Raw genomic sequence first — 23,212 nt, forward strand, 5'->3', positions numbered from 1 at the left:
CTCCAAGAAACGTCATCCATCAAAAAACGTCATCAAACAGGGATACATGACATGACGACAGCCAAAGACATCATGAAGCAGATCAAGGACAACGACGTGAAATTCGTCGACCTGCGCTTCACCGACCCGAAGGGCAAGCTGCAGCACGTAACGATGGATGTCGTCGAGGTCGAGGAAGACATGTTTGCCGATGGCGTCATGTTCGACGGCTCCTCGATTGCCGGCTGGAAGGCCATCAACGAGTCCGACATGGTGCTGATGCCCGATCCGGACACCGTCCATATGGACCCGTTCTTCGCCCAGTCGACCATGGTCATCCTGTGCGACATTCTTGATCCGGTCTCGGGCGAATCCTACAACCGCGACCCGCGCGGCACGGCCAAGAAGGCCGAGGCCTATATGAAGGCGGAAGGCATCGGCGACACCATCTATGTCGGCCCGGAAGCCGAGTTCTTCGTGTTCGACGACGTCAAGTACAAGGCCGATCCCTACAACACCGGGTTCAAGCTGGACTCCACCGAACTGCCGTCGAACGACGACACCGACTACGAGACCGGCAATCTCGGCCACCGTCCGCGCGTCAAGGGCGGCTATTTCCCGGTGCCGCCGATCGACAGCGCGCAGGACATGCGCTCCGAGATGCTGACCGTGCTCGCCGAAATGGGCGTGCGCGTCGAAAAGCATCACCACGAGGTCGCCGCCGCCCAGCATGAACTCGGCATCAAGTTCGACACGCTGGTCCGCAACGCCGACAAGATGCTGATCTACAAGTATGTCGTGCACCAGGTCGCCAACGCCTACGGCAAGACGGCCACCTTCATGCCGAAGCCGATCTTCGGCGACAACGGCTCGGGCATGCACGTCCACCAGTCGATCTGGAAGGGCGGCAAGCCGACCTTCGCCGGCAATGAATATGCCGGCCTGTCGGAAACCTGCCTGTTCTACATCGGCGGCATCATCAAGCACGCCAAGGCGATCAACGCCTTCACCAACCCGCTGACCAACTCCTACAAGCGTCTGGTGCCCGGCTACGAAGCGCCGGTGCTGCTCGCCTATTCGGCGCGCAACCGCTCGGCCTCCTGCCGCATTCCGTTCGGCTCGTCTCCGAAGGCCAAGCGCGTCGAGGTCCGCTTCCCCGATCCGGGCGCGAACCCCTACCTCGCCTTCGCCGCCATGCTGATGGCCGGCCTCGACGGCATCAAGAACAAGATCCATCCCGGCCAGCCGATGGACAAGGATCTCTACGACCTGCCGCCGAAGGAGCTGAAGAAGATTCCGACCGTCTGCGGCTCACTGCGTGAAGCCCTGCAGAGCCTCGACAAGGACCGCGGCTTCCTGAAGGCCGGCGGCGTCTTCGACGACGACCAGATCGACAGCTATATCGAGCTGAAGATGGCCGAAGTGATGCGCTTCGAAATGACCCCGCATCCGGTCGAATACGACATGTACTACTCAGTCTAAGATTCCGTTGGGATAGTCGAAAAGCCCTTGAAGGTTTTCCCCTTCAAGGGCTTTTTGCTGTCTCGACGCTCCGCGATGAACCGCGTGGCCAGCCAACAGCGTGGCGAGCTCTTTTGGTTTTTAATGATTGTTTGATGGTCGGACTTGCCTGGACCAGTGCCCCGGCAGAAAATCCAAATGAAGGCTAACGAGCAGCCATTTCCAGCGCAACAAAACGCCAGGAGCGAGCGGTACACTGCCTCAGGCTGCAATGCCCGCTCGTCCGGCGCCCCCGCCAATGCCGTCGTTCAAGAAACCCCGCCCCGTTCGAACAGCATCGCTTTGGCGTAACCCCATGCGGTGAATACGCATGCCGCAGCGTGATCTGTCAACGCCGCCGGACGAAGGCATGAATCGCCAATTTCGATGTATGAACAGAGGCTTATAGACAGGATCATTGGTGTACGGATGAGCCGGAACAGGCCGTTTTCCGGGCTTTTTCGACGAACTCGGAAACGGACGACACCAGTGGCGCCGACGGGTGTCCGTCAAAAGCCTCCCCGTCCGGTGAATTTGTTCGATCCTTTTCAGCCTGACTTTTTTTGGGGGTATTCGCTCCGCCGGCCAGGTCCGGCAAAGAGAACCCCGACCGAAGCCGGGGTTCTTGCAGGGACAAGAGTCGGAGGGTGACGCCTATCCGGCAAGTTCGTCTGGGCCGTGCAGGTTCCAGTCCGTTCGCCTGGCCAGCACCAGCACATAGTAGATCGCCGCCACGGCCATGATCAGCAGCGTCGCGATCAGACTCGGGCGGCCGAAGGCTGCGTCGAGCAGGTTCTGGTAGGCGACATAGACCAGCGCCACGAAGGCCAGGATGGCCGGCACCGGAAACAGTGGCATGCGGTAGTGCCCGCCTGCCGTGCTGCCGTTGCGGCGGCCGGCAAACACCGCCACGCACAGAAGCGCGTAGATCACCACCAGCGACGTTCCGCTGACCACCAGCAACAGGTTGATGTCGATGAAGCAGGCGACTGCCGCCAGCACCGACACGACGATGGTGGCGATCCACGGTGACGCGTAGCTGCCATGGACAGAGGCGACGGCGGCGTTGATCGGACCGAACCAGGTCTTGTCGCGGCCGGAGCTGAACAGCAGCCGCGCCGCCTGCAGGATGATGGCGATGACCGCGTTGAAGATGGCGACGGCGATGGCAAGGCTGATCAGCACCGTCAACGCATGGCCGCCACGCGCCTCGAGGAAATATTCTATTTTCTGCGGTGCGGCGAGCAGGCCCGGAAGATCCGGTGAGCCGAGCAGCACGGCGGTCAGCGGAATGAGCTCCGCGGCGACGGTGATCAACAGCGCCCACACCACCACCTTGCCGATGTTGCGTTTGGCGTCCTGCGTCTCCTCGCCGAAATAGGCAGCCGCGCCATAGCCATTGTAGGCAAAGAGCGAAACGGCGGTGGCCGCAAGGATGATTCCGGCCGACGCCGGCACCAGCGTGTTGGTGGCATCGAGCAATTGCGGCGAGGTGAACAAGCTCGACAGCGGCCGCTCGACATGAGCGAAGCCGAGGCCGGTCAGGATCAGCAGCGCCAGCATCTCGATGCCGAGGAAGATGCCGGTGACGAAGGCGTTGAGCTTGATGCGCATGGCCGCGACCGTGCCGGCCAGCGCGATCGTCACCACGCCGACCCATTGCGGGCTGAGGTTGGGAATGAGCACGCCGAGATAGGTGCCGACGCCGAGCGCGATGACGGCGACGATCAGCACGATCGAGACGAACACCAGCACCAGCGTGACAAAGCCCCAGAAGCGGCCAAGCGTGCGGCCGATCATGGTGTATTCGCCGCCGGCCATCGGGTAGGCCGACGACAGCTCGGCGTAGACAAAGGCCATGAACAGCCCGATGACCGCGGCAACGACGAAACTGAGGAATGAGCCGGTGCCGGCGAGCGCGATGACACCCGGCACGATGATGAACACCGAGGATGCCGGCGTCACGGCCGACAGCACGATCATCAGCGTGCCCAGCGCGTTGAGCGCCCGGTCCAGTCCCTTGGCGGTTGGCGCGGCCTTGTCGACCGCCCCTGTTGTTGCTTCGTTTGTAGACATCGTCCTCCCCTTTTTTTTAATAAGATAAAAATTATCCTCCGCTGCGGAACCTATCGATGGAGTCAGATATCGTCAACAAATATGGAGCAATGGTGCTTGCAAAATTTTTCATGCCAGTTTTAAACTGAATCAAATTCAGGAAACAGAAATGGGACGACCCAAAACCCAGACCGATCGCCGCCTCACCCTCGTCGCGGCTGCAGAATCGATGATCGCAAGGCGCGGCCTTGCCGGCGTCACGCTGCGCGACGTAGCCAATGAGGCAGGGATGAGTTCGAGCGCCCTGCTCTACTACTATCCCGGCCTCAAGGACCTGCTGGACGATGTGCAGCGCAAGGCCGTCGAGCGGTTCTGCACGCTACGCGCGGCGTCGGTCGCCGAGATCGCCGATCCGCGGCTGCGGCTGAAAACGATGATCGAGAGCGGGCTGCCGACCGACGCGAACGACCAGCTCTGCCGCCTGCTGCTCGAGCTCGGCGCCTATTCGCGCTCGGATGCGAGCTATGCGGCCCGCCACATCACCTTGTTCGAGCGGCAGGTGTCGATCTATGTCGGCATCCTGGAAGCGGGCGCGGCCACCGGCATCTTCAAGCTGCAGGCGACCAGTGAGACGATCGCGCGCAGCCTGGTGGTGCTCGAGGACGGGCTGGGGCTGCATCTCGTCAACGTTGTGCCCGCGGTCGATCAATCGTCAGCACTGGCAATCCTGACCAGCTACGCCGAGCTTGCGACCGGCTGCAGCCTTCGCTGAGCCGGCTTACATCAACGGAGCGAACCCCCAAGCATGGACCAATTGCCGACCCACACCACCACGCCAGCCGGCAAGGAGCGAGCCCGCGCGCTCGCCATTCCCTTGCAAGGCACGCCCGGCCCCGCCAATGCCATCACCGATGTCGACGGTGTCCTGGTCGGCTACTCCACGATCATCAAGGGCGAAGGCAAGCTCAATGGACAAGGACCGGTGCGCACCGGCGTGACGGCCATTTTGCCGTTCGGCCATGACGGCGTCGGTGTCGCCTGTGCCGCCGGCTATCATTCTTTCAACGGCAATGGCGAGATGACCGGCGCATCGTGGATCGAGGAGGCCGGCAGCATCAGCCTGCCGATCCTGATCACCAACACCCATGCGGTCGGCCCCTGCCATCGTGGCGTCATCGACTGGGTGGCGCGCCATAAGCCCGAAGTCGCTAACCAGTGGCTGCTCCCGGTGGTGGCCGAAACCTGGGACGGCTATCTCAACGACATCAATGGCTCGCATGTCACGGTCGACCACGCCATCGCCGCGATCGACAATGCGACCAGCGGGCGTATCGAGGAAGGCTCGGTCGGCGGCGGCACGGGCATGAATTGCTACGCCTTCAAGGGCGGCTCCGGCACCGCCTCGCGGATCGTCGACTACGGCCATCGCTCCTACACGGTCGGCGTCTTCCTGCAGGCCAATTTCGGTTCGCGTCGCGAACTCACCATCGCCGGCGTGCCACTCGGCGATCAGCTGGCGGACGACAATCCGATGGAGTCGTATTTCCGGGGCGGCCCGACGGGTGCCGGCTCCTGCATCGGCATCGTCGCCACCAACGCGCCACTTCTGCCCGGCCAATGCAAGGCGCTGGCCAGGCGCGCGCCGCTCGGCCTGGCGCGGACCGGCACCACCGGCTCGCATTTCTCCGGCGATATATTTCTCGGCTTCTCAACCGCTAATCGCGATGCGCTCAACGGCCGCTTTCCCAAAGGTCCAGCCAGCGAAGACAGCTACAGCCACATCAATTTCATCCCATGGGGACGCATGGACGATTTCTATGCCGCTGTCGTGCAGGCGACGGAGGAGGCTGTGCTCAACGCGCTCCTCGCCAACAGCGACATGACCGGACGCGACGGCAACCGCACGCCTGCTTTGCCGCATGCCAAGGTTTTAGCGGCGCTGAAGGCGCGTGGAGCTGTCACCGGCTGAGAACGGCAGACGCACCAGCGCCTCGCAAACGCAAAAAGCCCTGGCGTTTCCGCCAGGGCTTTTTGTTGCAGAGCTTGGTCGCGGCGAGAGCTTGTTATCCGCGCCGCGAAAACAATCAGGCGGCGGCAGAGACCTTCGCATCGGTCGCAACCTGCGAGATCGTCTTCAGCACCTGCGAGGCGATCTGGTAGGGGTCGCCCTGCGAGTTCGGACGGCGGTCTTCCAGATAGCCCTTGTAGTCATTCTTGACGAAAGAGTGCGGCACGCGGATCGAGGCGCCACGATCGGCGACGCCGTAGCTGAATTTGTTCCATGGCGCGGTCTCGTGCTTGCCGGTCAGGCGCTTGTCATTGTCCGGGCCGTAGACGGCGATGTGGTCCATCAGGTTCTTGTCGAACTGCGCCATCAGGGCCTCGAAATAGGCCTTGCCACCGACCTCGCGCATGAACTTGGTCGAGAAGTTGCAGTGCATGCCCGAGCCGTTCCAGTCGGTGTCGCCGAGCGGCTTGCAGTGGAATTCGATGTCGATGCCGTAGGTCTCGGTCAGACGCAGGAGCAGGTAGCGCGCCATCCAGATCTGGTCGGCGGCCTTCTTGGAGCCCTTGCCGAAAATCTGGAATTCCCACTGGCCCTTGGCCACTTCGGCGTTGATGCCTTCATGGTTGATGCCGGCGGCCAGGCACTGGTCGAGATGCTCTTCGACGATCTTGCGCGCGACATCGCCGACGTTCTTGTAGCCAACGCCGGTGTAGTAAGGGCCCTGCGGCGCGGGATAACCGCTCTCCGGGAAGCCGAGCGGACGGCCATCCTTGTAGAAGAAATATTCCTGCTCGAAACCGAACCAGGCGTCCTCGTCGTCAAGGATGGTCGCACGGCTGTTCGATTCATGCGGGGTGACGCCATCGGGCATCATGACCTCGCACATGACGAGAATGCCGTTGGTGCGGGCCGGATCCGGGTAAAGTGCCACCGGCTTCAACACGCAATCGGAGCTACGGCCTTCGGCCTGCATGGTCGAGGAACCGTCAAAGCCCCACAGCGGCAGCTGTTCGAGCGTCGGGAATTCGGCGAATTCCTTGACCTGCGTCTTGCCGCGAAGGTTGGGGACCGGGGTGTAACCATCGAGCCAAATGTACTCGAGCTTATATTTCGTCATTCTAGCCTCTCGTTGCTTGTTCACCGAACACCAAACGGCGTCGACATGCGTCTGCCGTCGGCAGCCGGCGCTGCCGGTCCCTAAAATGCAATTCGTGTGCCACTCCGGTGCCGGCAGGTGCGGCAAAATGGCCGCGAGATCACGTTGAATTTGCTGAGCCGCCTCATCACTGGACCCATATCAGTCAAACCAGGATTATGCATAAATATTAGGCAATTGCTGATCTTTTCGTAGGCATATTGCCTAAATGAATCGCAGGACCTATCTTGAGGGAAAGCTGAATCGACAAGCTCCTGAAAAAGAAAGGAGACCGCCCATGGAAGTCGTTCCCTCCCGTCCGTCGGCAAAAATTCTGATGTTCCCTCTGGCAGCGCGCAACTCTGCCTCAAATTTAGGCGCGAAGGCGAAATTCGCGGCAGAGCTCGCCTCGCTGCGTTACACGCACGCCGATTTTGACGGCTGGTACCACGAAGCGGCGGTCGAGGAAGAAAATCAGCGCAAGAGCTGATCCGCTTCTTCGTATCCGAGACACGGAAAAGCCCGGCGTGATCGCTCACGCCGGGCTTTCTGTTGGCCGTTGCTCCGTCCACTAGTCCTTGGCGTGCAAATCCGTGCCAAGCGTATCCCGAACGAAGATCATGCCGATGACCAGCGTCATGGCCGCAATCACCACCGGATACCAAAGGCCATAGTAGATATCGCCCTTATAGGCACTGAGCGCGAACACCGTCGCCGGCAGCAGTCCGCCGAACCAGCCATTGCCGATGTGATAGGGCAGCGACATGCCGGTGTATCGGATGCGGGTCGGGAACATCTCGACCAGGATCGCCGCGATCGGCCCGTAGACCATGGTCACAAAGAGGATCAGGATAAACAGGATACCGATCGTCATCGGCCAGTTGATCCCTGCCGGGTCGGCGAACATGGCGAAGGCGCCACCGCCCGGGATGTTGTAGACTGTGACCTCCGATGCACCCGCGGCCTCGTCCTTGGTCAGGATCTTGTCCTTGATTGCCTGGTCGACAGGAACAGTCGCCTTCTCACCGGCACGGATGGCGGCGGCATCGAGCTTCAGTTCCGGATTGGCGGCGACAAACGCGTCGAGCTTCTGGTCAGCAATCTTGATCGCCGCACGCTTCAGCGGATAGCCACCGTCCTGCAGGGACATGTTGACGGCCTTCACGAAGGCCGCGTCCTTGGCTTTCGCCTGGTCGCCAGCTGCGATGGCATCATAGGAGTCCACCGTCTCACCGCCGATCTTCACCGACGCAGCCGTTCCGGGGGCGGCCGTCGACAACACGTCAAAGGGAACCGAGTTCTTGGTCAGGAACGAGGTCGCGATGTCGCAGGACGTCGTGAACTTGGCGGTGCCGACCGGGTTGAACTGGAACCTGCAGTCGCCAGGTGCGGCGGTCACCGTCGCACGCGTGTTCTTCTGGGCATTGGCGAGCGCCGGGTTGGCGGCCCAGGTCAGTGCCTTGAACAGCGGGAAGGTGCAGACGATCGCCAAGGCGAGACCCGCCATGATGATCGGCTTGCGGCCGATCTTGTCGGAAAGCCAGCCGAACACGACGAAGAAGATCGAGCCGAGCGCCAGCGCGATGGCGATCATGATGTTGACCGACTGCGCGTCGACCTTGAGCACGTTCTGCAGGAAGAACAGCGCATAGAACTGGCCATTGTACCAGACCACGGCCTGGCCAGCAGTGAGGCCAAGCAGCGCCAGCAGTGCGATCTTGGCATTCTTCCACTGGCCAAAGGCTTCCGAGAGCGGCGCCTTGGACCCCTTACCTTCGTCCTTCATCTTCTGGAATGTCGGAGACTCGGAAAGAGACAGCCGGATCCAGACTGAAACTGCAAGGAGCAGGAAGGAGACGATGAATGGAATGCGCCAGCCCCAGTCGGCATAGGTCTCCTTGCTCAGAGACCCCTGCACGATCAGGATGACGATCAGCGACAGGAACAGGCCGAGTGTCGCCGTCGTCTGGATCCATGACGTGTAGAAACCGCGACGGTCGTCAGGCGCGTGCTCGGCGACATAGGTGGCTGCACCGCCATATTCGCCGCCGAGCGCCAGACCCTGCAGCATGCGCAAGATGATCAGGATCACTGGAGCGGCAATACCCCAGCTTGCATAACCAGGCAGCAGGCCGACCAGGAAAGTCGACAGACCCATGATCGTCATGGTGACGAGGAAGGTATATTTGCGGCCGACAAGGTCACCGATACGGCCAAACACCAGAGCCCCGAACGGCCTGACGAGAAAGCCGGCGGCAAATGCCAGCAGCGCGAAGATGTTGCGCGTCGCCTCCGGAATGGTCGGGCTGAAAAAGGTCGAGCCAATGAAGGCCGCCAACGAGCCGTAGAGATAGAAATCGTACCATTCGAAAACGGTGCCGAGCGAGGAAGCGAAGATGACCTTCTTCTCTTCCCGTGTCATGCCGCGGCTGGTTCCGCCGGCGGTCGATGCAATTGCCATTGAGTTGTCCTCCCGTGAGACACTGTCCTCGATGCTGCGTTCAATCGTCCGCGTACTCCTCCGAACGCGGACTCACGACAGCCATCACGGAAAAAATGACAGAAAGCGCCCGCCGAAGGCAGAGCGACGATGGGATTATGACTTTGGTATTAGGTGCGGTGCGGTAGGACCGGCAGGTCAGGCCTTGAGCGCTTCGAGAACGCTGACGGCAGCCACCATGTCGCGCTTGCGGGCGACGCGGCGCGCGACTGCTTCGGCGTCCTGCCCCCAATGCTCGATCTGCCAATCCTCGTCGACATGGCCGGCGGCCCAGGCAGCCTCCGCGTCGAGCTCGCCGAAATCGACGGCCAGCGCCAGCAGCGCCGAACCGGTCAGCGAGGTCATGACGTGGATGGCGGCCAGCCGCAGCGGTTCCGCGCGCTGCGCGAGATAACTGCCCAGAACGGCGATGGACTCACGCGGCTGCTCGACATGGATGATCCCCTCGGCAAGGTTGAAGCGGGCTCCAAGCGTGGCGCGCGCCCAATCGATGACCGGATCCCACTGCTCGTTCTGCCGTTCGACCAGCCCTTGGGGGGCGTCGGCGCGGTAACAGAGCAAATCGGATGAGGCAAAGCGCAGTATGTCTTCCAGCACCGCTTGCGGATCGCTGGCGACGCCATCGATAGCGGTGTTGATCAGCCGCATCACCGGCATCGTCACCGGATTGATCGTCTCGCCCTGCTCGGAGAATTCGTCGGCAACCAGCACTGCTGCCGCCTCGGTCGGCAGCGCCAGCAGTGCCTTGCCCGGCGTGCGCACCGGCTTGCCATCGAGATGCACGGCGAAACCTTCCTCTACCGGCACCACCGAGACGGCCTTGTAGAAGCGCTTGGGCAGCGGTGTCTTCATCTGGATCTGGGCGCGGCGCACCGGATCCGGATCGGAAAGATATTTTCCGGCTTCGAGGTCGTTGAGGATGTCACGCATGAAAAATCTCTCTCACACCGGCGTCAGCTTGCGTGCCGGCCGGTTGACCATGATCAGGCCCGCCGCAATCAAGCCAAGTGCCAGAAAAATGCGAATGGTCAGCGGCTCGTTCAAGATGATAGCGCCGCACAAAACACCGAAAACCGGCGACAGGAAGGTGAAGCTGGACAGGCCTGAGGCCGGATAGCGGCGCAGCAGCCAGAACCACAGGACATAGGTGAAAGCGACGATGTAGATAGCCTGGAAAAGCAGCGCCAAGGTCGGCAACAAGGAGGGATCGCGCACCGGGGGACCGGCGAGAGGCAGCACCAATATGCCGACGATCGCCGCGCCGGCGAGCTGATAGAGCAGCAGCTTCTCGGCGCTCGCCTCGACCAGTTTAGACCGCTTGATGAGGATGTTGGTCAAAGCCCAGAAGAATCCGGAACCGAGACTGAGGAGGTCGCCGAACAGCATGTCCCCGCCGCCAAGCTTGTCGGAAAAGACGGTGGCAAGGCCGGCGAAGGCCAGCAGCAGGCCAAGGAACTTGCGCAGGGTGATCTGTTCGCCAAGCAGGAAGTGCCCGCCAATCAGCATCCAGAACGGCATCGAGTTGACCAGCAGCGTGTTGCGGGCAACCGTCGTATGCTCCAGGCCGACATAGAGGCAGAGGAACTCGATGCCGAAAAGCACGCCGACGGCAATGCCAGCCAGCAATGTGCCATCGCGCGTGAACAGCGCGATGCCGCGCCAGCGACACCAGAGGAAGACGCAGAAGCCGCCGATGATCGAGCGCGCAATCGACAGGAAGACAGGGTCGTAGCCGGCATAGGAGATTTTGGCGGCGACGTAGTTCAAGCCCCAGGAAAAGGTCAGGCCGACCATGATGGCGGCGGCGGCCATGTCGACTGCGTCGCGCCGATCGAGCGCGTCGGTGGCGCCGCTCAAGCTCAATCCTCCGCGCTGGCGTCGTCGAAGCCGATCAGGTTCCAGCTCTGGCGCATATGCGGCGGCATCGGCGCGGTGACGTCGATCACGCCCTTGTCCGGGTGCGGAATGACAATGCGGCGCGCATGCAGATGCAGGCGGTTCTGGATGCCGCCCGGAAAATCCCAGTTGGTGTCGGCCTCGAAATACTTCGGGTCGCCGATGATCGGGCAGCCGATATAGGCGGCATGGACTCGGAGCTGGTGGGTGCGGCCCGTATAGGGCTCCATCTCCAGCCAGGTCATGGTCTGCGCCGCCTGCTCGATGATGCGGTAGTAGGACACGGCGTGGTCGGCGCCTTTTTCGCCATGCGCGGCGACCCGAACACGGTCGCCGTCCTCGGTCGGCTCCTTGATCAGCCAGGTCGATATCTTGTCCTCGCGCTTCGGCGGCACGCCCTTGACCAGCGCCCAATAGGTCTTTTTCGTTTCGCGGGCGCGGAATGCTTCCGACAACTTCATCGCGGCGAGCCTTGTACGTGCCACGACCAGGACGCCCGACGTGTCGCGGTCGAGCCGGTGGACCAGCCGTGGCTTCTCGCCCTTCTGGTTGCGCCAGGCTTCCAGCATGTCGTCGACATTGCGGGTGACGCCCGAGCCGCCCTGCACCGCAAGGCCCGCCGGCTTGTTGAAGACAAAAACCTTCGGATCCTCATGGATCAGCATTTTTGCCAGAACGTCGGCATCGCCCTGATTGCGGATCGAATGGCCGGTCAGCGCGCTCTCGCCCTTCTTGTCGACCTCGAGCGGCGGGATGCGCACCACCTGGCCAGGCTCGACACGGCTGTCGGCCTTGACGCGGCCGCCATCGACGCGGATCTGGCCGGAACGCAGCAGCTTCTGCAAATGGCCGAAACCAAGGCCCGGGAAATGGGTTTTGAACCAGCGATCGAGCCGCATGCCCGCCTCGCCGGCCTCCACCGTGATCTGTTCAACGCCTGCCATTTTTTCTTCGCTTACCCGTTTCCAAAGCAGGGCTCGGCCTGCGCTTGGCGCGGCAATAGCATTAAGGCAGGCTTCTTGCGAGCCAAAGTCCCAGAAACAGGGCGACAATGGCGCCAATGACGCTGGCCAGCACATATCCAAACGCCGGCAGCGTGGCTCCCCGCTCCCACAGCGTCGCGAAATCGAGCGAAAAGGCGGAGAACGTCGTGAAGCCGCCAAAGATGCCGGTGGCGACAAACAGCCTGACTTCGGTCGATCCGCCGCGACGCGCCAATATGGCGATGAACAGGCCCATGGCAAAGGAGCCGACAATGTTGATCGCCATCGTGCCCCAGGGATAATTGGGGCCGAAAAGGCGCAGCGCGCCCATACTGGTGAGATGGCGAATGCCGGCGCCGATGCCACCGCCGACGACTACGAGAAGCAGATTGAACATCGCCGTCTACTGCCCCTGCGAAGGCGGTGGCGTCAATCCCTTCACGCCCGTGAAAGCACTTCCGGGATAGCACAGACGGTTGAGCGCGTCAGAAACCGCCTCTCACGCCCATTGTCGAGCGAGAACATGCCACCCCTGCCCGGCACCACATCGATGAGGAGGTCGGTGTGCTTCCACACCTCATATTGCGAAGCGCTGATGTAAACCGGGGTGTCGCCGATCTCGCCCAGCAAGACGTCATTGTCGCCGACGATGAAATCGCCGTGGGGGTAACACATTGGCGAGGAGCCGTCGCAACAGCCGCCGGACTGGTGGAACAGCACCGGACCGTGATCGGCGATGATCTCCGCCAGGAAAGCAATGGCTTTCGGCGTGGCCGAGACCTTTCTCAGGGAAACCTTGTCTGGCATGCCGTCCTCCACGACGAAACCTCGGGCGCGACCGGCGAGCCTGGCCACATGAACAGAGCGCGCATGATCCCTCGGAAAGGATCATGCGCTGCCTTGGGAGGCGATCAGAAGAAGCCGAGCTTCTTCGGGCTGTAGCTGACCAGCATGTTCTTGGTCTGCTGATAGTGGTCGAGCATCATCTTGTGGTTTTCGCGGCCGATGCCGGACTGCTTGTAGCCGCCGAACGCCGCGTGCGCCGGATAGGCGTGGTAGCAGTTGGTCCAGACACGGCCGGCCTGGATGGCGCGGCCGAAGCGATAGCAGCGGTTCGCGTCACGGCTCCAGATACCGGCGCCGAGGCCATAGAGCGTGTCGTTGGCGATTGACAATGCCTCGTCGTCATCCTTGAAGGTCGTCACCGAGACGACCGGCCCGAAGATTTCCTCCTGGAAGATGCGCATCTTGTTGTGGCCCTTGAACACGGTCGGCTTGACGTAGTAGCCGCCGGCCAGATCGCCCGGCAGATGGTTCTGTTCGCCACCGGCCAACACTTCGGCGCCCTCCTTGCGGCCGATATCGAAGTAGCTGAGAATCTTTTCCAGCTGTTCGCCCGATGCCTGTGCGCCGATCATCGTTGCCGGGTCCAGCGGATCGCCCTGGACAATCGCCTCCACGCGCTTCAGCGCCCTTTCCATGAACTTGTCATAGATCTTCTCATGCACCAGCGCCCGGCTAGGGCAAGTGCAGACCTCACCCTGGTTGAGCGCGAACATGACGAAGCCTTCGATCGCCTTGTCGAAGAAATCGTCGTCCTCCGACGTCACGTCCTGGAAAAAGATGTTGGGCGACTTGCCGCCGAGTTCGAGCGTCACCGGGATGAGGTTCTGGCTGGCATATTGCGAGATCAGCCGACCGGTCGTCGTCTCACCGGTAAAGGCGATCTTGGCGATGCGGTTCGAGGAAGCGAGCGGCTTGCCTGCTTCAAGGCCGAAGCCGTTGACGATGTTGAGCACGCCATCCGGCAACAGGTCGCCGATCAGGTCCGCCCATAGCATGATGGTGGCGGGTGTCTGTTCGGCCGGCTTCAGCACCACGCAATTGCCGGCGGCAAGAGCCGGCGCCAGTTTCCACACCGCCATCAGCAGCGGGAAATTCCAGGGAATGATCTGGCCGACGACGCCCAGCGGCTCATGGAAATGATAGGCGACGGTGTCGTGGTCGATCTCGGAGATGCCGCCTTCCTGGCTGCGTACAGCTCCAGCGAAATAGCGGAAATGGTCGATGGCGAGCGGCAGGTCGGCCGCGGTCGTCTCGCGGATCGGCTTGCCATTGTCCCAGGTCTCGGCGAGCGCCAGAAGGTCGAGATTGTCTTCCATGCGATCGGCGATGCGGTTGAGGATGAGAGCACGGGCCGCGGCACTGGTCTTGCCCCAGGTGTCCTTGGCCTTGTGCGCGGCATCGAGTGCCGCCTCGATGTCGTTCGCATCCGAACGGGCGATTTCGCCAAGCGGCTTCCCGTTCACCGGCGAGATGTTGTCAAAATACTTTCCTGAATGCGGCGCCACCCATTTGCCGCCGATGTAGTTGTCGTAGCGCTTGGCGAAGGGAACCTTGGCCGTGCGGGAAAATTCCACCTTGTTCATCGTTTTCCTCCCAGGAAACAGCGGTACGGGATGTACCGCGCTGCCAGGGAGATTGCGGACAGCCTCGGGCTTTGTCAGCCCGGGCAAGTCATCCGCCCAAGGCCGACTGTCGCAAGATTGCGACAGGTTTGGCGCCGAAACTCAATGCGGCCGGCGGATGCCGAAGCGGGCGAGCTTGCGATGCAGAGTGGCTCGCGAAATGCCGAGATTGTGCGCGGCGGCGGAGACGTTGCCATCGGCGCGGGCGATCGCCCGCTGGATTACTCCGCGCTCCGCTTCCTCGAGCTCCTCCGCGGCCTTGGCGACGTCACCAAGGATGTCGGCGGCGGGCAGCCCCCTAGCCAGAGCCTGTTGCGTGATACCGAGGCTCTGCCGCGCCGAGCGTGTCGCACCGACGACAAGATCATCACCGTTGACCGCAATCAACGCGCCGGCGCCGCGCTCGGCCGCCGAGGCAAGCAGAATGCGGGCATTGGGAAAAGACAGGCGAAAATTCTCGGCCTCGATGCGGCGAGCGGCGTCACCGACCGCCATGGCGATCAGGCCGACAAAGCCTTCGGTCAGATCCGACCGGCACGACGAGACATCGAGCGCGGCAACCAGATTACCCTCGTGGTCGTAAATCGGCGCCGTGGTGCAGCTGAGCAGCGTGTTGCTCGAAAAGAAGTGCTGGTCGCGGTGGATGGTCAGCGCGCGCTGGTCGGCGAGGCATGTGCCGATGCCGTTGGTGCCCTCGGAGTCCTCACTCCATACTGTGCCGGTCCACAGGCCCCATTCGTCGAAGGTCTCGTCATCGGCGGAAGCCCCGCGGCGTTCGACCGGGATACCGTCGCGATCGGCAAGCAGAACGCAACAGCCAATGCCGCCGACCGCAAGATAGAGACGATCAAGGCTCGCATCCGCAGCACGCAGCAGCTGCTCGACCCGCTGCCGCGCCAGCCTGAACTCGCCTTCGGTCAGTCGTCGATGCGCCTGTCGTTGGCCAGGATCCAGCCCATGCACCGTGAGCGAGCGCCTCCAGGAGGCAACCAACGCCGATCGGGCGGCATCGCTGGTGGCAATGGCCGCCTGGACGATATCGGCATGATGGGCCGGCTGTCCGCTCACCTCATCCTCCCAAGGCGCTTCCAACTCAAGCAGCGTTATATCCACTCAGATATATCCGCTGCATCGAGTTGTAGAGGATCAGCGACTGTTGGCGCTATAAGACAATGGTCCAACAGCAATTGCGGGAGGCGGCCGACCGCTAAAAGCGCGCCAGAACGCTGCCAGCAGCCGCGAAGCTTTCAGCTCAGGTGGTTTCGACCTTCTTCGGCTTGGTCGAGCCGATCATCTTCCAGTTCTTGTAGAACATCGAATTGATGCGCTCGACGCTGACGGAGACAACCGCGAGCATGCCGGCGATTAACCTCGGGAACGGGGACGGCCTGATGATGTCCATGAACACGCAGTAGCGGCGGCCGTCATATTCGTTGACCGAACGGTGCAGCAGCGTATCGTCGAAAATGAACTGCGGATTGTCGTACCAGTAGTTCTTGACGTTGCCGCATTCGACGAAGATTTCCGCTTTCACCGGGATCAGATTGTAGAGGATGCGCAGGCTGAGCCGCAGCGGGCCGAAATGCCAGGAAGTCGATTCGCGCTTGCTGAAGACCGAAACGGCGATGGTCTTGATGTATTTGAAATCCTTGTTGAACTCGGCGACGTTGTCGATCCGGTGCTTGCCGTACCACTGGTAGACATACATGCCGCGCCGGCCGGCGCCGAAATTGGCGTCGATGTCGGCGATGATCTCGTCCTTGCGCGCCTTGAAGATGTCCAGGACCTCATTGACCTCGCGCTGATAGTCCTCCGGAAACTGTTCCAGCTTCCACACGCCGGGGTTCCTGTAGCAGAGCAGATCGACCAGCAGGTTGAACGGCGACAGCAGCCAGGTGAAGATGCCGTTGCCGAGGAAGTAGCCTGAGAACAGCGACAGATCCTTCCTGTCGTTGCGCAGCACATCGATCAGGCCGCAAACGATGAAGATCGTCGTCAGGATGGGGATGAAGTAAAAGCCAAGAGCGAGAAGCGGGATGGCGATGGCGAATTTGCGAAGGGATTTGCGAAGGGTTTTTGTCATTTTTCCACGCGCGGAGCGCGATCCTGTTGCGAATGAGTGTGCCAAATCTCGGCAACGACCACCGCCCGGCCGTGCGCCTTGATAAGGTTTTTTGGGTCGCCGCACAACGCCACGACGTCGTGGCCCTGCGGCTGCCTGGTGGAATTTGCCAGACTTCGGTCAATGCACGGCTGGCAAGCCGAACTCGTCCCATTTCTCCCTGGCCACGGGATCGCCGACTAGGAACTCAAAGCCGATGACGCTTTCGCCGTCTCGTGCGAGCTGGCATTTGAACTTCAGACTATACCAGTTTTTGCGGCTGCGGAAAGCCGCGCCATCCGCGGCGATGGTGGTGCCGCGGATCTTCTCCTCGGCCGTTGCGTAAGACACGACGCGTTCCGGTTGAAAATCCGCGCGCCAACGCCGGATCTGATCCATGGCCTCGAGATTGCACAATTGCACCATGCGCTCGTCGGAAGCGAAGGTCGCAAGATCGGCGCGCGCCTGCCGGCTGCGCGGATCGGCGAGCGTCTTGGCCGACAGCATTTCGGTCGGACGGATCATGGCCGGCGCGGTTGGCAGTTGAGCTGGAGGAGCACTCGGCGATGGCGTGGGCATCGGCGCTCGCGCCTCTGGTGCCGGCGGCGGTGCTTGCACCGGCGGTGGCTTGGTCGACGCCTCGAACTGCTGCGGCGTCAGAATGGCGACCGACACCCGCTCCTCTTCCAGCCGCTTCGGCCGCTTTGGCAGCGGCATAAGCGCCAGCGTCGCGGCGAGCAGCGTGTGGAGAACAACCGAGGTTGAGATGCCCCAAGGCGAAGCCTCGTATCGCAGCGTGACGACCACCGGCCGACGCAAATCAGCTATTCCCGCTCTTTGCGCAGCTTCGCCCAATATTCGAGCCGCTTTCGGATATCGCGCTCGAAGCCACGCTCGGGCGGATCATAGAAGGTCTGGCGGCCCATCTTCTCCGGAAAATAGTCCTGACCCGAAAAGGCGTCTGGCTCGTCATGATCGTAGCGATAGCCCGCGCCGTAATCCTCTTCCTTCATCAGCTTGGTCGGCGCATTGAGGATATGCTTTGGCGGCAGCAGCGAGCCATGCTGCTTGGCTGCCTGGGTGGCCGCCTTAAAGGCGGTGTAGACGGCATTGGATTTGGGCGCAGTGGCGAGATAGACGGTGGCCTCGGCAAAGGCCAGTTCGCCTTCCGGCGAGCCCAGATAGTCGTAGGCGTCCTTGGCGGCATTGGCGATGACCAGCGCCTGCGGATCGGCAAGGCCGATGTCCTCCATCGCCATGCGCACCAGCCGGCGGCCGAGATAGAGCGGATCCTCGCCGGCGTCGAACATGCGCGCGAGATAGTAGAGCGCTGCATCGGGATCGGAGCCGCGCACCGATTTGTGCAGCGCCGAGATCAGATTGTAGTGGCCGTCCTGACCCTTGTCATAGATCGGCGCACGGCGCTGGACGATGCGCTGCAGCCCTTCGGGATCGAAAACCTCGCCGGGCTTGGCGGCACGCCAGACTTCCTCGGCAAGCGTCAGCGAGGCGCGTCCGTCGCCATCGCTCATGCGAATGAGCATCGCCCGCGCCTCGTCGTCGAGCGGCAGCGCCCTGCCCTCCGTCGCCTCCGCCCGTGTCATCAGCTTGGCGATGCTCTCCTCGCCGAGCGAATGAAAGACCATGACGCGCGCCCGCGACAGCAACGCGGCATTCAGCTCGAAGGACGGGTTTTCGGTTGTGGCGCCAACCAGGACGACCGTCCCATCCTCCATGACTGGGAGAAAGGAATCCTGCTGGGCACGGTTGAACCGGTGGATCTCGTCGACGAAAAGCAGGGTCTGGCGACCGTTGGCGCGGCGCAGCTTGGCCGTCTCGAACACTTTCTTGAGGTCGGCGACGCCGGAAAACACCGCCGATATCTGCTCGAAGGCGAGGCTGGTCTCGCCGGCGAGCAACCTCGCCACTGTGGTCTTGCCGGTACCCGGCGGGCCCCAGAAGATCATCGAGCCGAGCGAACCTGAGCCGATCAAACGGGTCAGGGCGCCATCGGGCCCGGTCAGATGCTCCTGGCCAACGACCTCACCAAGATGCTTCGGCCGCAGCCTGTCAGCCAGCGGCCGCCCGGGCGGCGCTCTTTCCGGCTCATCGACACTGAACAGATCGGCCATGCACTTCTTTTGGTTTGGAGCGCGATCCCTTCAGACCGAACTCAGTAACGCAACACCTGGCGCAGTATCTGCCCGCCGCGCTCGACGGTAAAGCGCCACCAGCGCGTATCCTGCTGGGCTACCTGCGCCAGCGTCGCGGCGGTGTCGATGGTGGTGCCGTTGACTTCACGTACGATGTCGCCCGGCAGGAAGCCGAAATCGGCGGCCGGCGAATCGCGGTTGATGTCGATCACCGTGACGCCCTTGAGGTCGGTGCGCAGGCCGAGCTTCTGGGCAAGCCGCGGCGACAGTTCCGCGACCTTGGCGCCCGAGAATGGGCTGCGGCCATGCAGCGTCACTTCCGAGGCTTTCGCCCCCTCCGGCGCGCGCTCCAGCGCAATGTCCATCGCCGCCTGCTGGCCCTTGGTCAGCACCGCGAAATTCGCCTTGGTGCCGATCGACAGCGTCGCCATGCGATAGTCCAGCGCCTCGATGCTCTCGACCGGCTTGCCGTTGATCTGCAGCACGACATCGCCCGCCTTCAGCCCGGCCTTGCCCGCCGGTCCGGTCGCTTCGACGGAAGAGACCAGCGCCCCGGTCGGCTTTTCCATGCCGAGCGATTCGGCGATCTGCGGCGTCACCGCCTCGAACTCGGCGCCGATATAGGGCCGTTCGAAGAAGTCGAGGCCGGCCTTTGCGGCATCGGCGAAAGCCCGCACCATGTTGGCCGGGATGGCAAAACCAATGCCGATCGAGCCGCCGCTGCGGCTGTAGATGGCGGTGTTGATGCCGACCAGCTGGCCGCCCATGTTGATCAGTGCGCCGCCGGAATTGCCGGGATTGATGGCGGCGTCGGTCTGGATGAAATAGCCCGAATCCGAGACGCCGATATGGCTGCGGGCAAGTGCCGAAACGATGCCGCTGGTGGTGGTCTGGCCGACGCCGAAGGGGTTGCCGATGGCCAGCACCAGGTCGCCGACCTCGAGCGCGTCGGAATCGCCGATCGCAATGACCGGGAACGGTTTGTCGGATTCGATCTTGAGCACGGCAAGATCCAGCGTCTCGTCCTTCAGCATCACCTTCGAGGTGAATTCGCGGCCGTCGGCGGTCGCCACCTTGACCTCGTCGGCATCCTTGATGACGTGGAAATTGGTGACGATGACGCCACTCGGATCGACGAGCACGCCTGAGCCGAGCGAGGACTGCGCACGCGGCTGGGCGCGGCCGAAAAACTCCTCGAAGAACGGATCGCCTTCAAAAGGCGATGTGACCTTGGCCGTCTGCGAGGCATAGACGTTGACGACGGCCGGCGCGGTCTGCTTGACCAGCGGCGCGAACGAAAGCTGCACCTCCTCGCGGCCGAAGGGCACGCGCTTGTCTGGCCCCGAGGTAGAATTCTCGCCTTCAACGCCATGCAACAGATCGGTCAGCACGTCCGACAGGCCTGGATCGGCAGGCTTTGCGGCGTCTTCGGCCAACGCCTGCCGGACTGCCGGTGCGGCTGCGAACACCATGAAGGCGCAGAGCAGGACAAGGGACAGTCTTTTGGCGCGCATTCGCGAATCCTCCAAGGCAAGTTCGGGCGCATTGTCCCGACGATTGTGCAAAATGAAAGGCTAAGCCGCTGAAATCCGATTATTTTCGCGCCTACCGATCGTTTTGGAGACGCTTTGGCGCACGCAGAACAAGAAAAAGGGGCCCGCAGGCCCCTTCGATACATTCTGGAAAGACCGAGCCTTATGCGGCTGCGGCGTCCGCTTCGGTGCCTTCGGCTTCGAGGCGAGCGCGGTCGGCGGCGCCCTTGGCATCCGTGTCGCGATCGACGAATTCGATGACGGCCATCGCGGCGTTGTCGCCGTGACGGAAGCCTGCCTTCATGATGCGCAGATAGCCGCCATTGCGGGTGGCGTAGCGCGGGGCGATGGTGTCGAACAGGCGCTTGACGACGCCTTCATTGCCGATCTGCGCGATCACCTGGCGGCGGGCGTGCAGGTCGCCGCGCTTGCCGAGCGTCACCAGCTTCTCGACGATCGGACGCAGGTCCTTCGCCTTCGGCAGGGTGGTGACGATCTGCTCGTGCTCGAGCAGCGACACGGCGAGGTTGGCGAACATCGACTTGCGATGGCTAATGCTTCGGGCGAAGCGGCGGCCTTTGAAACCGTGGCGCATGGCTCTTTTCCTTCTTCAGTTGTTCAAGAGGCCGCGGCCTCTGATGGTTTTCCGCATGACCGTCGGATCAAGCGGCCCACGCCGCCGATCCTTGGAATTCATGCTCAATATTGGTCTTCGTAACGCTTGGCGAGGTCTTCGATGTTTTCCGGCGGCCAGTCCGGCACTTCCATACCGAGGTGCAGGCCCATCGCCGCCAGGACTTCCTTGATCTCGTTCAGCGACTTGCGGCCGAAGTTCGGGGTGCGCAGCATCTCGGCTTCGGTCTTCTGGATGAGATCGCCGATGTAGACGATGTTGTCGTTCTTCAGGCAGTTGGCCGAACGCACGGAAAGCTCGAGTTCGTCGACCTTCTTGAGCAGCGCCGGGTTGAAGGCGAGCTCGGTGACGGCTTCGGCGGCGACTTCCTTCTGCGGCTCGTCGAAGTTGACGAACAGGCCAAGCTGGTCCTGCAGGATGCGAGCGGCGAAAGCCACCGCGTCCTCGCCCGAGATCGAACCGTCGGTCTCGATGGTCATGGTCAGCTTGTCATAGTCGAGAACCTGGCCCTCGCGGGTGTTTTCGACCTTGTAGGAGACCTTCTTGACCGGCGAATAGAGGCTGTCGACCGGGATCAGGCCGATCGGCGCGTCTTCGGCGCGGTTGCGCTCGGCAGGCACGTAGCCCTTACCGGTGTCGACGGTGAACTCCATGCGGATTTCAGCGCCTTCGTCCAGCGTGCAGATGACGTGGTCGGGGTTGAGGATCTCGACGTCGCCAACCGTCTGGATGTCGCCGGCGAGAACCGCACCCGGGCCCTGCTTGCGTACGACCATGCGCTTGGGGCCATCGCCTTCCATGCGGATGGCGATTTCCTTGATGTTCAAGACGATGTCGGTCACGTCCTCGCGCACGCCGGCGATGGACGAGAATTCATGCAGAACGCCGTCGATCTGCACGGCGGTGACAGCCGCACCGCGCAGCGAAGACAGAAGCACGCGGCGCAGCGCGTTGCCCAGCGTGAGGCCGAAGCCGCGCTCGAGCGGCTCGGCGACCAGCGTGGTCAGCGTCTTCTTCTTCGACGAGAACTCGATCTTGTTCGGCTTGATCAGTTCCTGCCAATTTTTCTGGATCATGATGCTTTCCTTCCGTTGACCCGCCACCATCCAATCGTGGCGGGCGACCTGGAATGCCGTGGAGGAGCGCCCTTGAGGGCGCTCACGCGGCGTTCGGTAATTTCTTAGACGCGGCGCTTCTTGCGCGGGCGGCAGCCATTGTGCGGGATCGGCGTCACATCACGGATCGAGGTGATGGTGAAGCCGGCCGCCTGCAGGGCGCGCAGAGCAGACTCACGACCCGAGCCAGGTCCGCAGACCTCGACTTCAAGCATGCGCATGCCGTGTTCCTGGGCCTTCTTGGCAACATCCTCAGCAGCCATCTGGGCAGCGAACGGGGTCGACTTGCGCGAACCCTTGAAGCCCTGGGCGCCAGCCGACGACCAGGCAATCGAGTTGCCCTGCGCGTCGGTGATGGTGATCATCGTGTTGTTGAAGGTCGAATTGACGTGGGCAACGCCCGACGAGATATTCTTGCGTTCGCGACGGCGAACACGAGCGGCTTCCTTGGCCATGATAGTCCTTTCAGTTGATCTCTACACCGCCGTAATGCCAGCGGCTCCACCTTTGAAAGCGAGTAGTGAGTAGGAAATAGCGAATAGGGATCCCTATTCGCTAATGGCTACTCGCTATTCGCTCACTTACTTCTTCTTGCCGGCGATCGACTTGGCCGGGCCCTTGCGGGTGCGTGCATTGGTGTGCGTGCGCTGGCCGCGAACCGGCAGCGAGCGGCGATGACGCAGGCCGCGGTAGCAGCCGAGGTCCATGAGACGCTTGATGTTCATCGACACTTCGCGGCGCAGGTCGCCTTCGACCTGGTAGTCGCGGTCGATGGTCTCGCGGATCTGCAGCACTTCAGCGTCGGTCAGCTGGTTGACGCGGCGCTCGGCCGGGATGCCGACCTTGTCGACGATCTCCTGGGCGAACTTCTTGCCAATGCCGTGAATGTACTGAAGCGCGATGACGACACGCTTGTTGGTCGGAATGTTGACGCCGGCTATACGAGCCATGTTCTTTCCTTCTCCATGTGGGCCGACCAACCTTTCAAACAAGGCAGGCCTGGCGCTGTCAAAGTTGCCCCGCGTCCGGTGGAGGCCGGCCCTTGCGGGAGTTTCCAGTTCAAAGCGACTGCCTTGCCCTTGCGGACAAGCAAAGTGCGCACCTGATAGGAAGACGGGCCGCCATACCGCAGCGGGCCGCTCCCGTCAAGCCT

The 23,212-nt window shown here is 62.2% G+C and carries 22 protein-coding genes; 4 read left to right on the forward strand and 18 right to left on the reverse strand.

Annotated features, from left to right (window positions below):
- Positions 1-51: 51 nt before the first annotated feature.
- A complete protein-coding gene (glnA, locus tag JN279_RS23690; RefSeq protein WP_096445705.1) occupies positions 52-1,461 on the forward strand; it encodes a type I glutamate--ammonia ligase in 1,410 nt (469 codons plus the stop codon).
- A gap of 672 nt (positions 1,462-2,133) precedes the next feature.
- Here the strand turns inward: glnA and JN279_RS23695 are convergent.
- Positions 2,134-3,555 (reverse strand): APC family permease, encoded by a 1,422-nt coding sequence (locus JN279_RS23695; protein ID WP_202350422.1) that lies wholly within the window; start codon positions 3,553-3,555, stop codon positions 2,134-2,136.
- Positions 3,556-3,703: 148 nt separating this feature from the next.
- Here JN279_RS23695 and JN279_RS23700 point away from each other — a divergent pair, with 148 nt between their 5' ends.
- Both JN279_RS23700 and JN279_RS23705 read left to right on the forward strand, forming a co-directional pair.
- Positions 3,704-4,306: a TetR/AcrR family transcriptional regulator gene (locus tag JN279_RS23700; RefSeq protein ID WP_202350423.1), complete on the forward strand. Its 603-nt coding sequence runs from the start codon at positions 3,704-3,706 to the stop codon at positions 4,304-4,306.
- Positions 4,307-4,339: 33 nt separating this feature from the next.
- Positions 4,340-5,503, forward strand: coding sequence for a DmpA family aminopeptidase (locus tag JN279_RS23705; RefSeq protein WP_202350424.1), 1,164 nt, complete (start codon positions 4,340-4,342; stop codon positions 5,501-5,503).
- Between the two features lie 115 nt (positions 5,504-5,618).
- Here the strand turns inward: JN279_RS23705 and JN279_RS23710 are convergent, their stop codons facing one another.
- The gene (locus JN279_RS23710; protein ID WP_096445694.1) at positions 5,619-6,659 is read right to left on the reverse strand and encodes a glutamine synthetase beta-grasp domain-containing protein; all 1,041 of its coding nucleotides are present in this window, start codon (positions 6,657-6,659) and stop codon (positions 5,619-5,621) included.
- Positions 6,660-6,975: 316 nt separating this feature from the next.
- On the opposite strand from JN279_RS23710, the gene JN279_RS23715 reads away from it, so the two are divergent.
- Complete coding sequence (locus JN279_RS23715; protein ID WP_096445691.1) at positions 6,976-7,167, forward strand: DUF2735 domain-containing protein; 192 nt, start codon at positions 6,976-6,978, stop codon at positions 7,165-7,167.
- An 81-nt stretch (positions 7,168-7,248) separates the two neighbouring features.
- Here the strand turns inward: JN279_RS23715 and JN279_RS23720 are convergent, their stop codons facing one another.
- The 16 genes from JN279_RS23720 to rpsM all read right to left on the reverse strand — a co-directional run bounded on the left by JN279_RS23720 (position 7,249) and on the right by rpsM (position 23,009).
- Positions 7,249-9,138, reverse strand: coding sequence for an MFS transporter (locus JN279_RS23720; RefSeq protein WP_096445686.1), 1,890 nt, complete (start codon positions 9,136-9,138; stop codon positions 7,249-7,251).
- 177 nt (positions 9,139-9,315) lie between these two features.
- Positions 9,316-10,107, reverse strand: coding sequence for an ATP12 family chaperone protein (locus JN279_RS23725; protein ID WP_202350425.1), 792 nt, complete (start codon positions 10,105-10,107; stop codon positions 9,316-9,318).
- Positions 10,108-10,119: 12 nt separating this feature from the next.
- Positions 10,120-10,989, reverse strand: coding sequence for a DMT family transporter (locus tag JN279_RS23730; RefSeq protein ID WP_202353787.1), 870 nt, complete (start codon positions 10,987-10,989; stop codon positions 10,120-10,122).
- 47 nt (positions 10,990-11,036) lie between these two features.
- Positions 11,037-12,017, reverse strand: a complete 981-nt coding sequence (locus JN279_RS23735; protein ID WP_202350426.1) for an RluA family pseudouridine synthase — start codon at positions 12,015-12,017, stop codon at positions 11,037-11,039.
- 61 nt (positions 12,018-12,078) lie between these two features.
- Positions 12,079-12,453: a fluoride efflux transporter CrcB gene (gene crcB, locus JN279_RS23740; RefSeq protein ID WP_096445678.1), complete on the reverse strand. Its 375-nt coding sequence runs from the start codon at positions 12,451-12,453 to the stop codon at positions 12,079-12,081.
- A gap of 41 nt (positions 12,454-12,494) precedes the next feature.
- Positions 12,495-12,863, reverse strand: coding sequence for a DUF779 domain-containing protein (locus JN279_RS23745; protein ID WP_202350427.1), 369 nt, complete (start codon positions 12,861-12,863; stop codon positions 12,495-12,497).
- Between the two features lie 104 nt (positions 12,864-12,967).
- Entirely contained in the window at positions 12,968-14,485 is a 1,518-nt protein-coding gene (gene adh / locus JN279_RS23750; protein WP_096445675.1) for an aldehyde dehydrogenase, read from the reverse strand.
- Positions 14,486-14,626: 141 nt separating this feature from the next.
- Positions 14,627-15,592, reverse strand: coding sequence for a helix-turn-helix domain-containing protein (locus tag JN279_RS23755; RefSeq protein ID WP_202350428.1), 966 nt, complete (start codon positions 15,590-15,592; stop codon positions 14,627-14,629).
- 184 nt (positions 15,593-15,776) lie between these two features.
- Positions 15,777-16,607 carry an aspartyl/asparaginyl beta-hydroxylase domain-containing protein gene (locus JN279_RS23760; RefSeq protein WP_096445673.1) on the reverse strand — a complete coding sequence of 277 codons (831 nt, stop codon included), beginning with the start codon at positions 16,605-16,607 and terminating at the stop codon, positions 15,777-15,779.
- Between the two features lie 159 nt (positions 16,608-16,766).
- The gene (locus JN279_RS38315; RefSeq protein WP_244734126.1) at positions 16,767-17,444 is read right to left on the reverse strand and encodes a DUF930 domain-containing protein; all 678 of its coding nucleotides are present in this window, start codon (positions 17,442-17,444) and stop codon (positions 16,767-16,769) included.
- A 5-nt stretch (positions 17,445-17,449) separates the two neighbouring features.
- Positions 17,450-18,757 (reverse strand): replication-associated recombination protein A, encoded by a 1,308-nt coding sequence (locus tag JN279_RS23770; protein ID WP_202350429.1) that lies wholly within the window; start codon positions 18,755-18,757, stop codon positions 17,450-17,452.
- A gap of 41 nt (positions 18,758-18,798) precedes the next feature.
- Positions 18,799-20,292 carry a DegQ family serine endoprotease gene (locus JN279_RS23775; RefSeq protein ID WP_096445667.1) on the reverse strand — a complete coding sequence of 498 codons (1,494 nt, stop codon included), beginning with the start codon at positions 20,290-20,292 and terminating at the stop codon, positions 18,799-18,801.
- Positions 20,293-20,473: 181 nt separating this feature from the next.
- Positions 20,474-20,905 (reverse strand): 50S ribosomal protein L17, encoded by a 432-nt coding sequence (gene rplQ / locus JN279_RS23780; protein WP_096445664.1) that lies wholly within the window; start codon positions 20,903-20,905, stop codon positions 20,474-20,476.
- 104 nt (positions 20,906-21,009) lie between these two features.
- On the reverse strand, positions 21,010-22,020 hold the full coding sequence (locus JN279_RS23785) for a DNA-directed RNA polymerase subunit alpha (protein WP_006205443.1): 1,011 nt from the start codon (positions 22,018-22,020) through the stop codon (positions 21,010-21,012).
- Between the two features lie 104 nt (positions 22,021-22,124).
- A complete protein-coding gene (rpsK, locus tag JN279_RS23790; protein WP_006205444.1) occupies positions 22,125-22,514 on the reverse strand; it encodes a 30S ribosomal protein S11 in 390 nt (129 codons plus the stop codon).
- Positions 22,515-22,640: 126 nt separating this feature from the next.
- Positions 22,641-23,009: a 30S ribosomal protein S13 gene (rpsM, locus tag JN279_RS23795; RefSeq protein WP_006205445.1), complete on the reverse strand. Its 369-nt coding sequence runs from the start codon at positions 23,007-23,009 to the stop codon at positions 22,641-22,643.
- Positions 23,010-23,212: the final 203 nt, after the last annotated feature.

Source organism: Mesorhizobium sp. 113-1-2 (genome assembly GCF_016756475.1).
Lineage (GTDB): Bacteria > Pseudomonadota > Alphaproteobacteria > Rhizobiales > Rhizobiaceae > Mesorhizobium > Mesorhizobium loti_C.

Bases quoted from the DNA above. Each gene is read 5' to 3' on its own strand.
- glnA (WP_096445705.1), top strand. From the start codon at position 52: ATGACGACAGCCAAAGACATCATGAAGCAGATCAAGGACAACGACGTG.
- JN279_RS23695 (WP_202350422.1), bottom strand. From the start codon at position 3,555: ATGTCTACAAACGAAGCAACAACAGGGGCGGTCGACAAGGCCGCGCCA.
- JN279_RS23700 (WP_202350423.1), top strand. From the start codon at position 3,704: ATGGGACGACCCAAAACCCAGACCGATCGCCGCCTCACCCTCGTCGCG.
- JN279_RS23705 (WP_202350424.1), top strand. From the start codon at position 4,340: ATGGACCAATTGCCGACCCACACCACCACGCCAGCCGGCAAGGAGCGA.
- JN279_RS23710 (WP_096445694.1), bottom strand. From the start codon at position 6,659: ATGACGAAATATAAGCTCGAGTACATTTGGCTCGATGGTTACACCCCG.
- JN279_RS23715 (WP_096445691.1), top strand. From the start codon at position 6,976: ATGGAAGTCGTTCCCTCCCGTCCGTCGGCAAAAATTCTGATGTTCCCT.
- JN279_RS23720 (WP_096445686.1), bottom strand. From the start codon at position 9,138: ATGGCAATTGCATCGACCGCCGGCGGAACCAGCCGCGGCATGACACGG.
- JN279_RS23725 (WP_202350425.1), bottom strand. From the start codon at position 10,107: ATGCGTGACATCCTCAACGACCTCGAAGCCGGAAAATATCTTTCCGAT.
- JN279_RS23730 (WP_202353787.1), bottom strand. From the start codon at position 10,989: ATGGCCGCCGCCGCCATCATGGTCGGCCTGACCTTTTCCTGGGGCTTG.
- JN279_RS23735 (WP_202350426.1), bottom strand. From the start codon at position 12,017: ATGGCAGGCGTTGAACAGATCACGGTGGAGGCCGGCGAGGCGGGCATG.
- crcB (WP_096445678.1), bottom strand. From the start codon at position 12,453: ATGTTCAATCTGCTTCTCGTAGTCGTCGGCGGTGGCATCGGCGCCGGC.
- JN279_RS23745 (WP_202350427.1), bottom strand. From the start codon at position 12,863: ATGCCAGACAAGGTTTCCCTGAGAAAGGTCTCGGCCACGCCGAAAGCC.
- adh (WP_096445675.1), bottom strand. From the start codon at position 14,485: ATGAACAAGGTGGAATTTTCCCGCACGGCCAAGGTTCCCTTCGCCAAG.
- JN279_RS23760 (WP_096445673.1), bottom strand. From the start codon at position 16,607: ATGACAAAAACCCTTCGCAAATCCCTTCGCAAATTCGCCATCGCCATC.
- JN279_RS23770 (WP_202350429.1), bottom strand. From the start codon at position 18,757: ATGGCCGATCTGTTCAGTGTCGATGAGCCGGAAAGAGCGCCGCCCGGG.
- JN279_RS23775 (WP_096445667.1), bottom strand. From the start codon at position 20,292: ATGCGCGCCAAAAGACTGTCCCTTGTCCTGCTCTGCGCCTTCATGGTG.
- rplQ (WP_096445664.1), bottom strand. From the start codon at position 20,905: ATGCGCCACGGTTTCAAAGGCCGCCGCTTCGCCCGAAGCATTAGCCAT.
- JN279_RS23785 (WP_006205443.1), bottom strand. From the start codon at position 22,020: ATGATCCAGAAAAATTGGCAGGAACTGATCAAGCCGAACAAGATCGAG.
- rpsK (WP_006205444.1), bottom strand. From the start codon at position 22,514: ATGGCCAAGGAAGCCGCTCGTGTTCGCCGTCGCGAACGCAAGAATATC.
- rpsM (WP_006205445.1), bottom strand. From the start codon at position 23,009: ATGGCTCGTATAGCCGGCGTCAACATTCCGACCAACAAGCGTGTCGTC.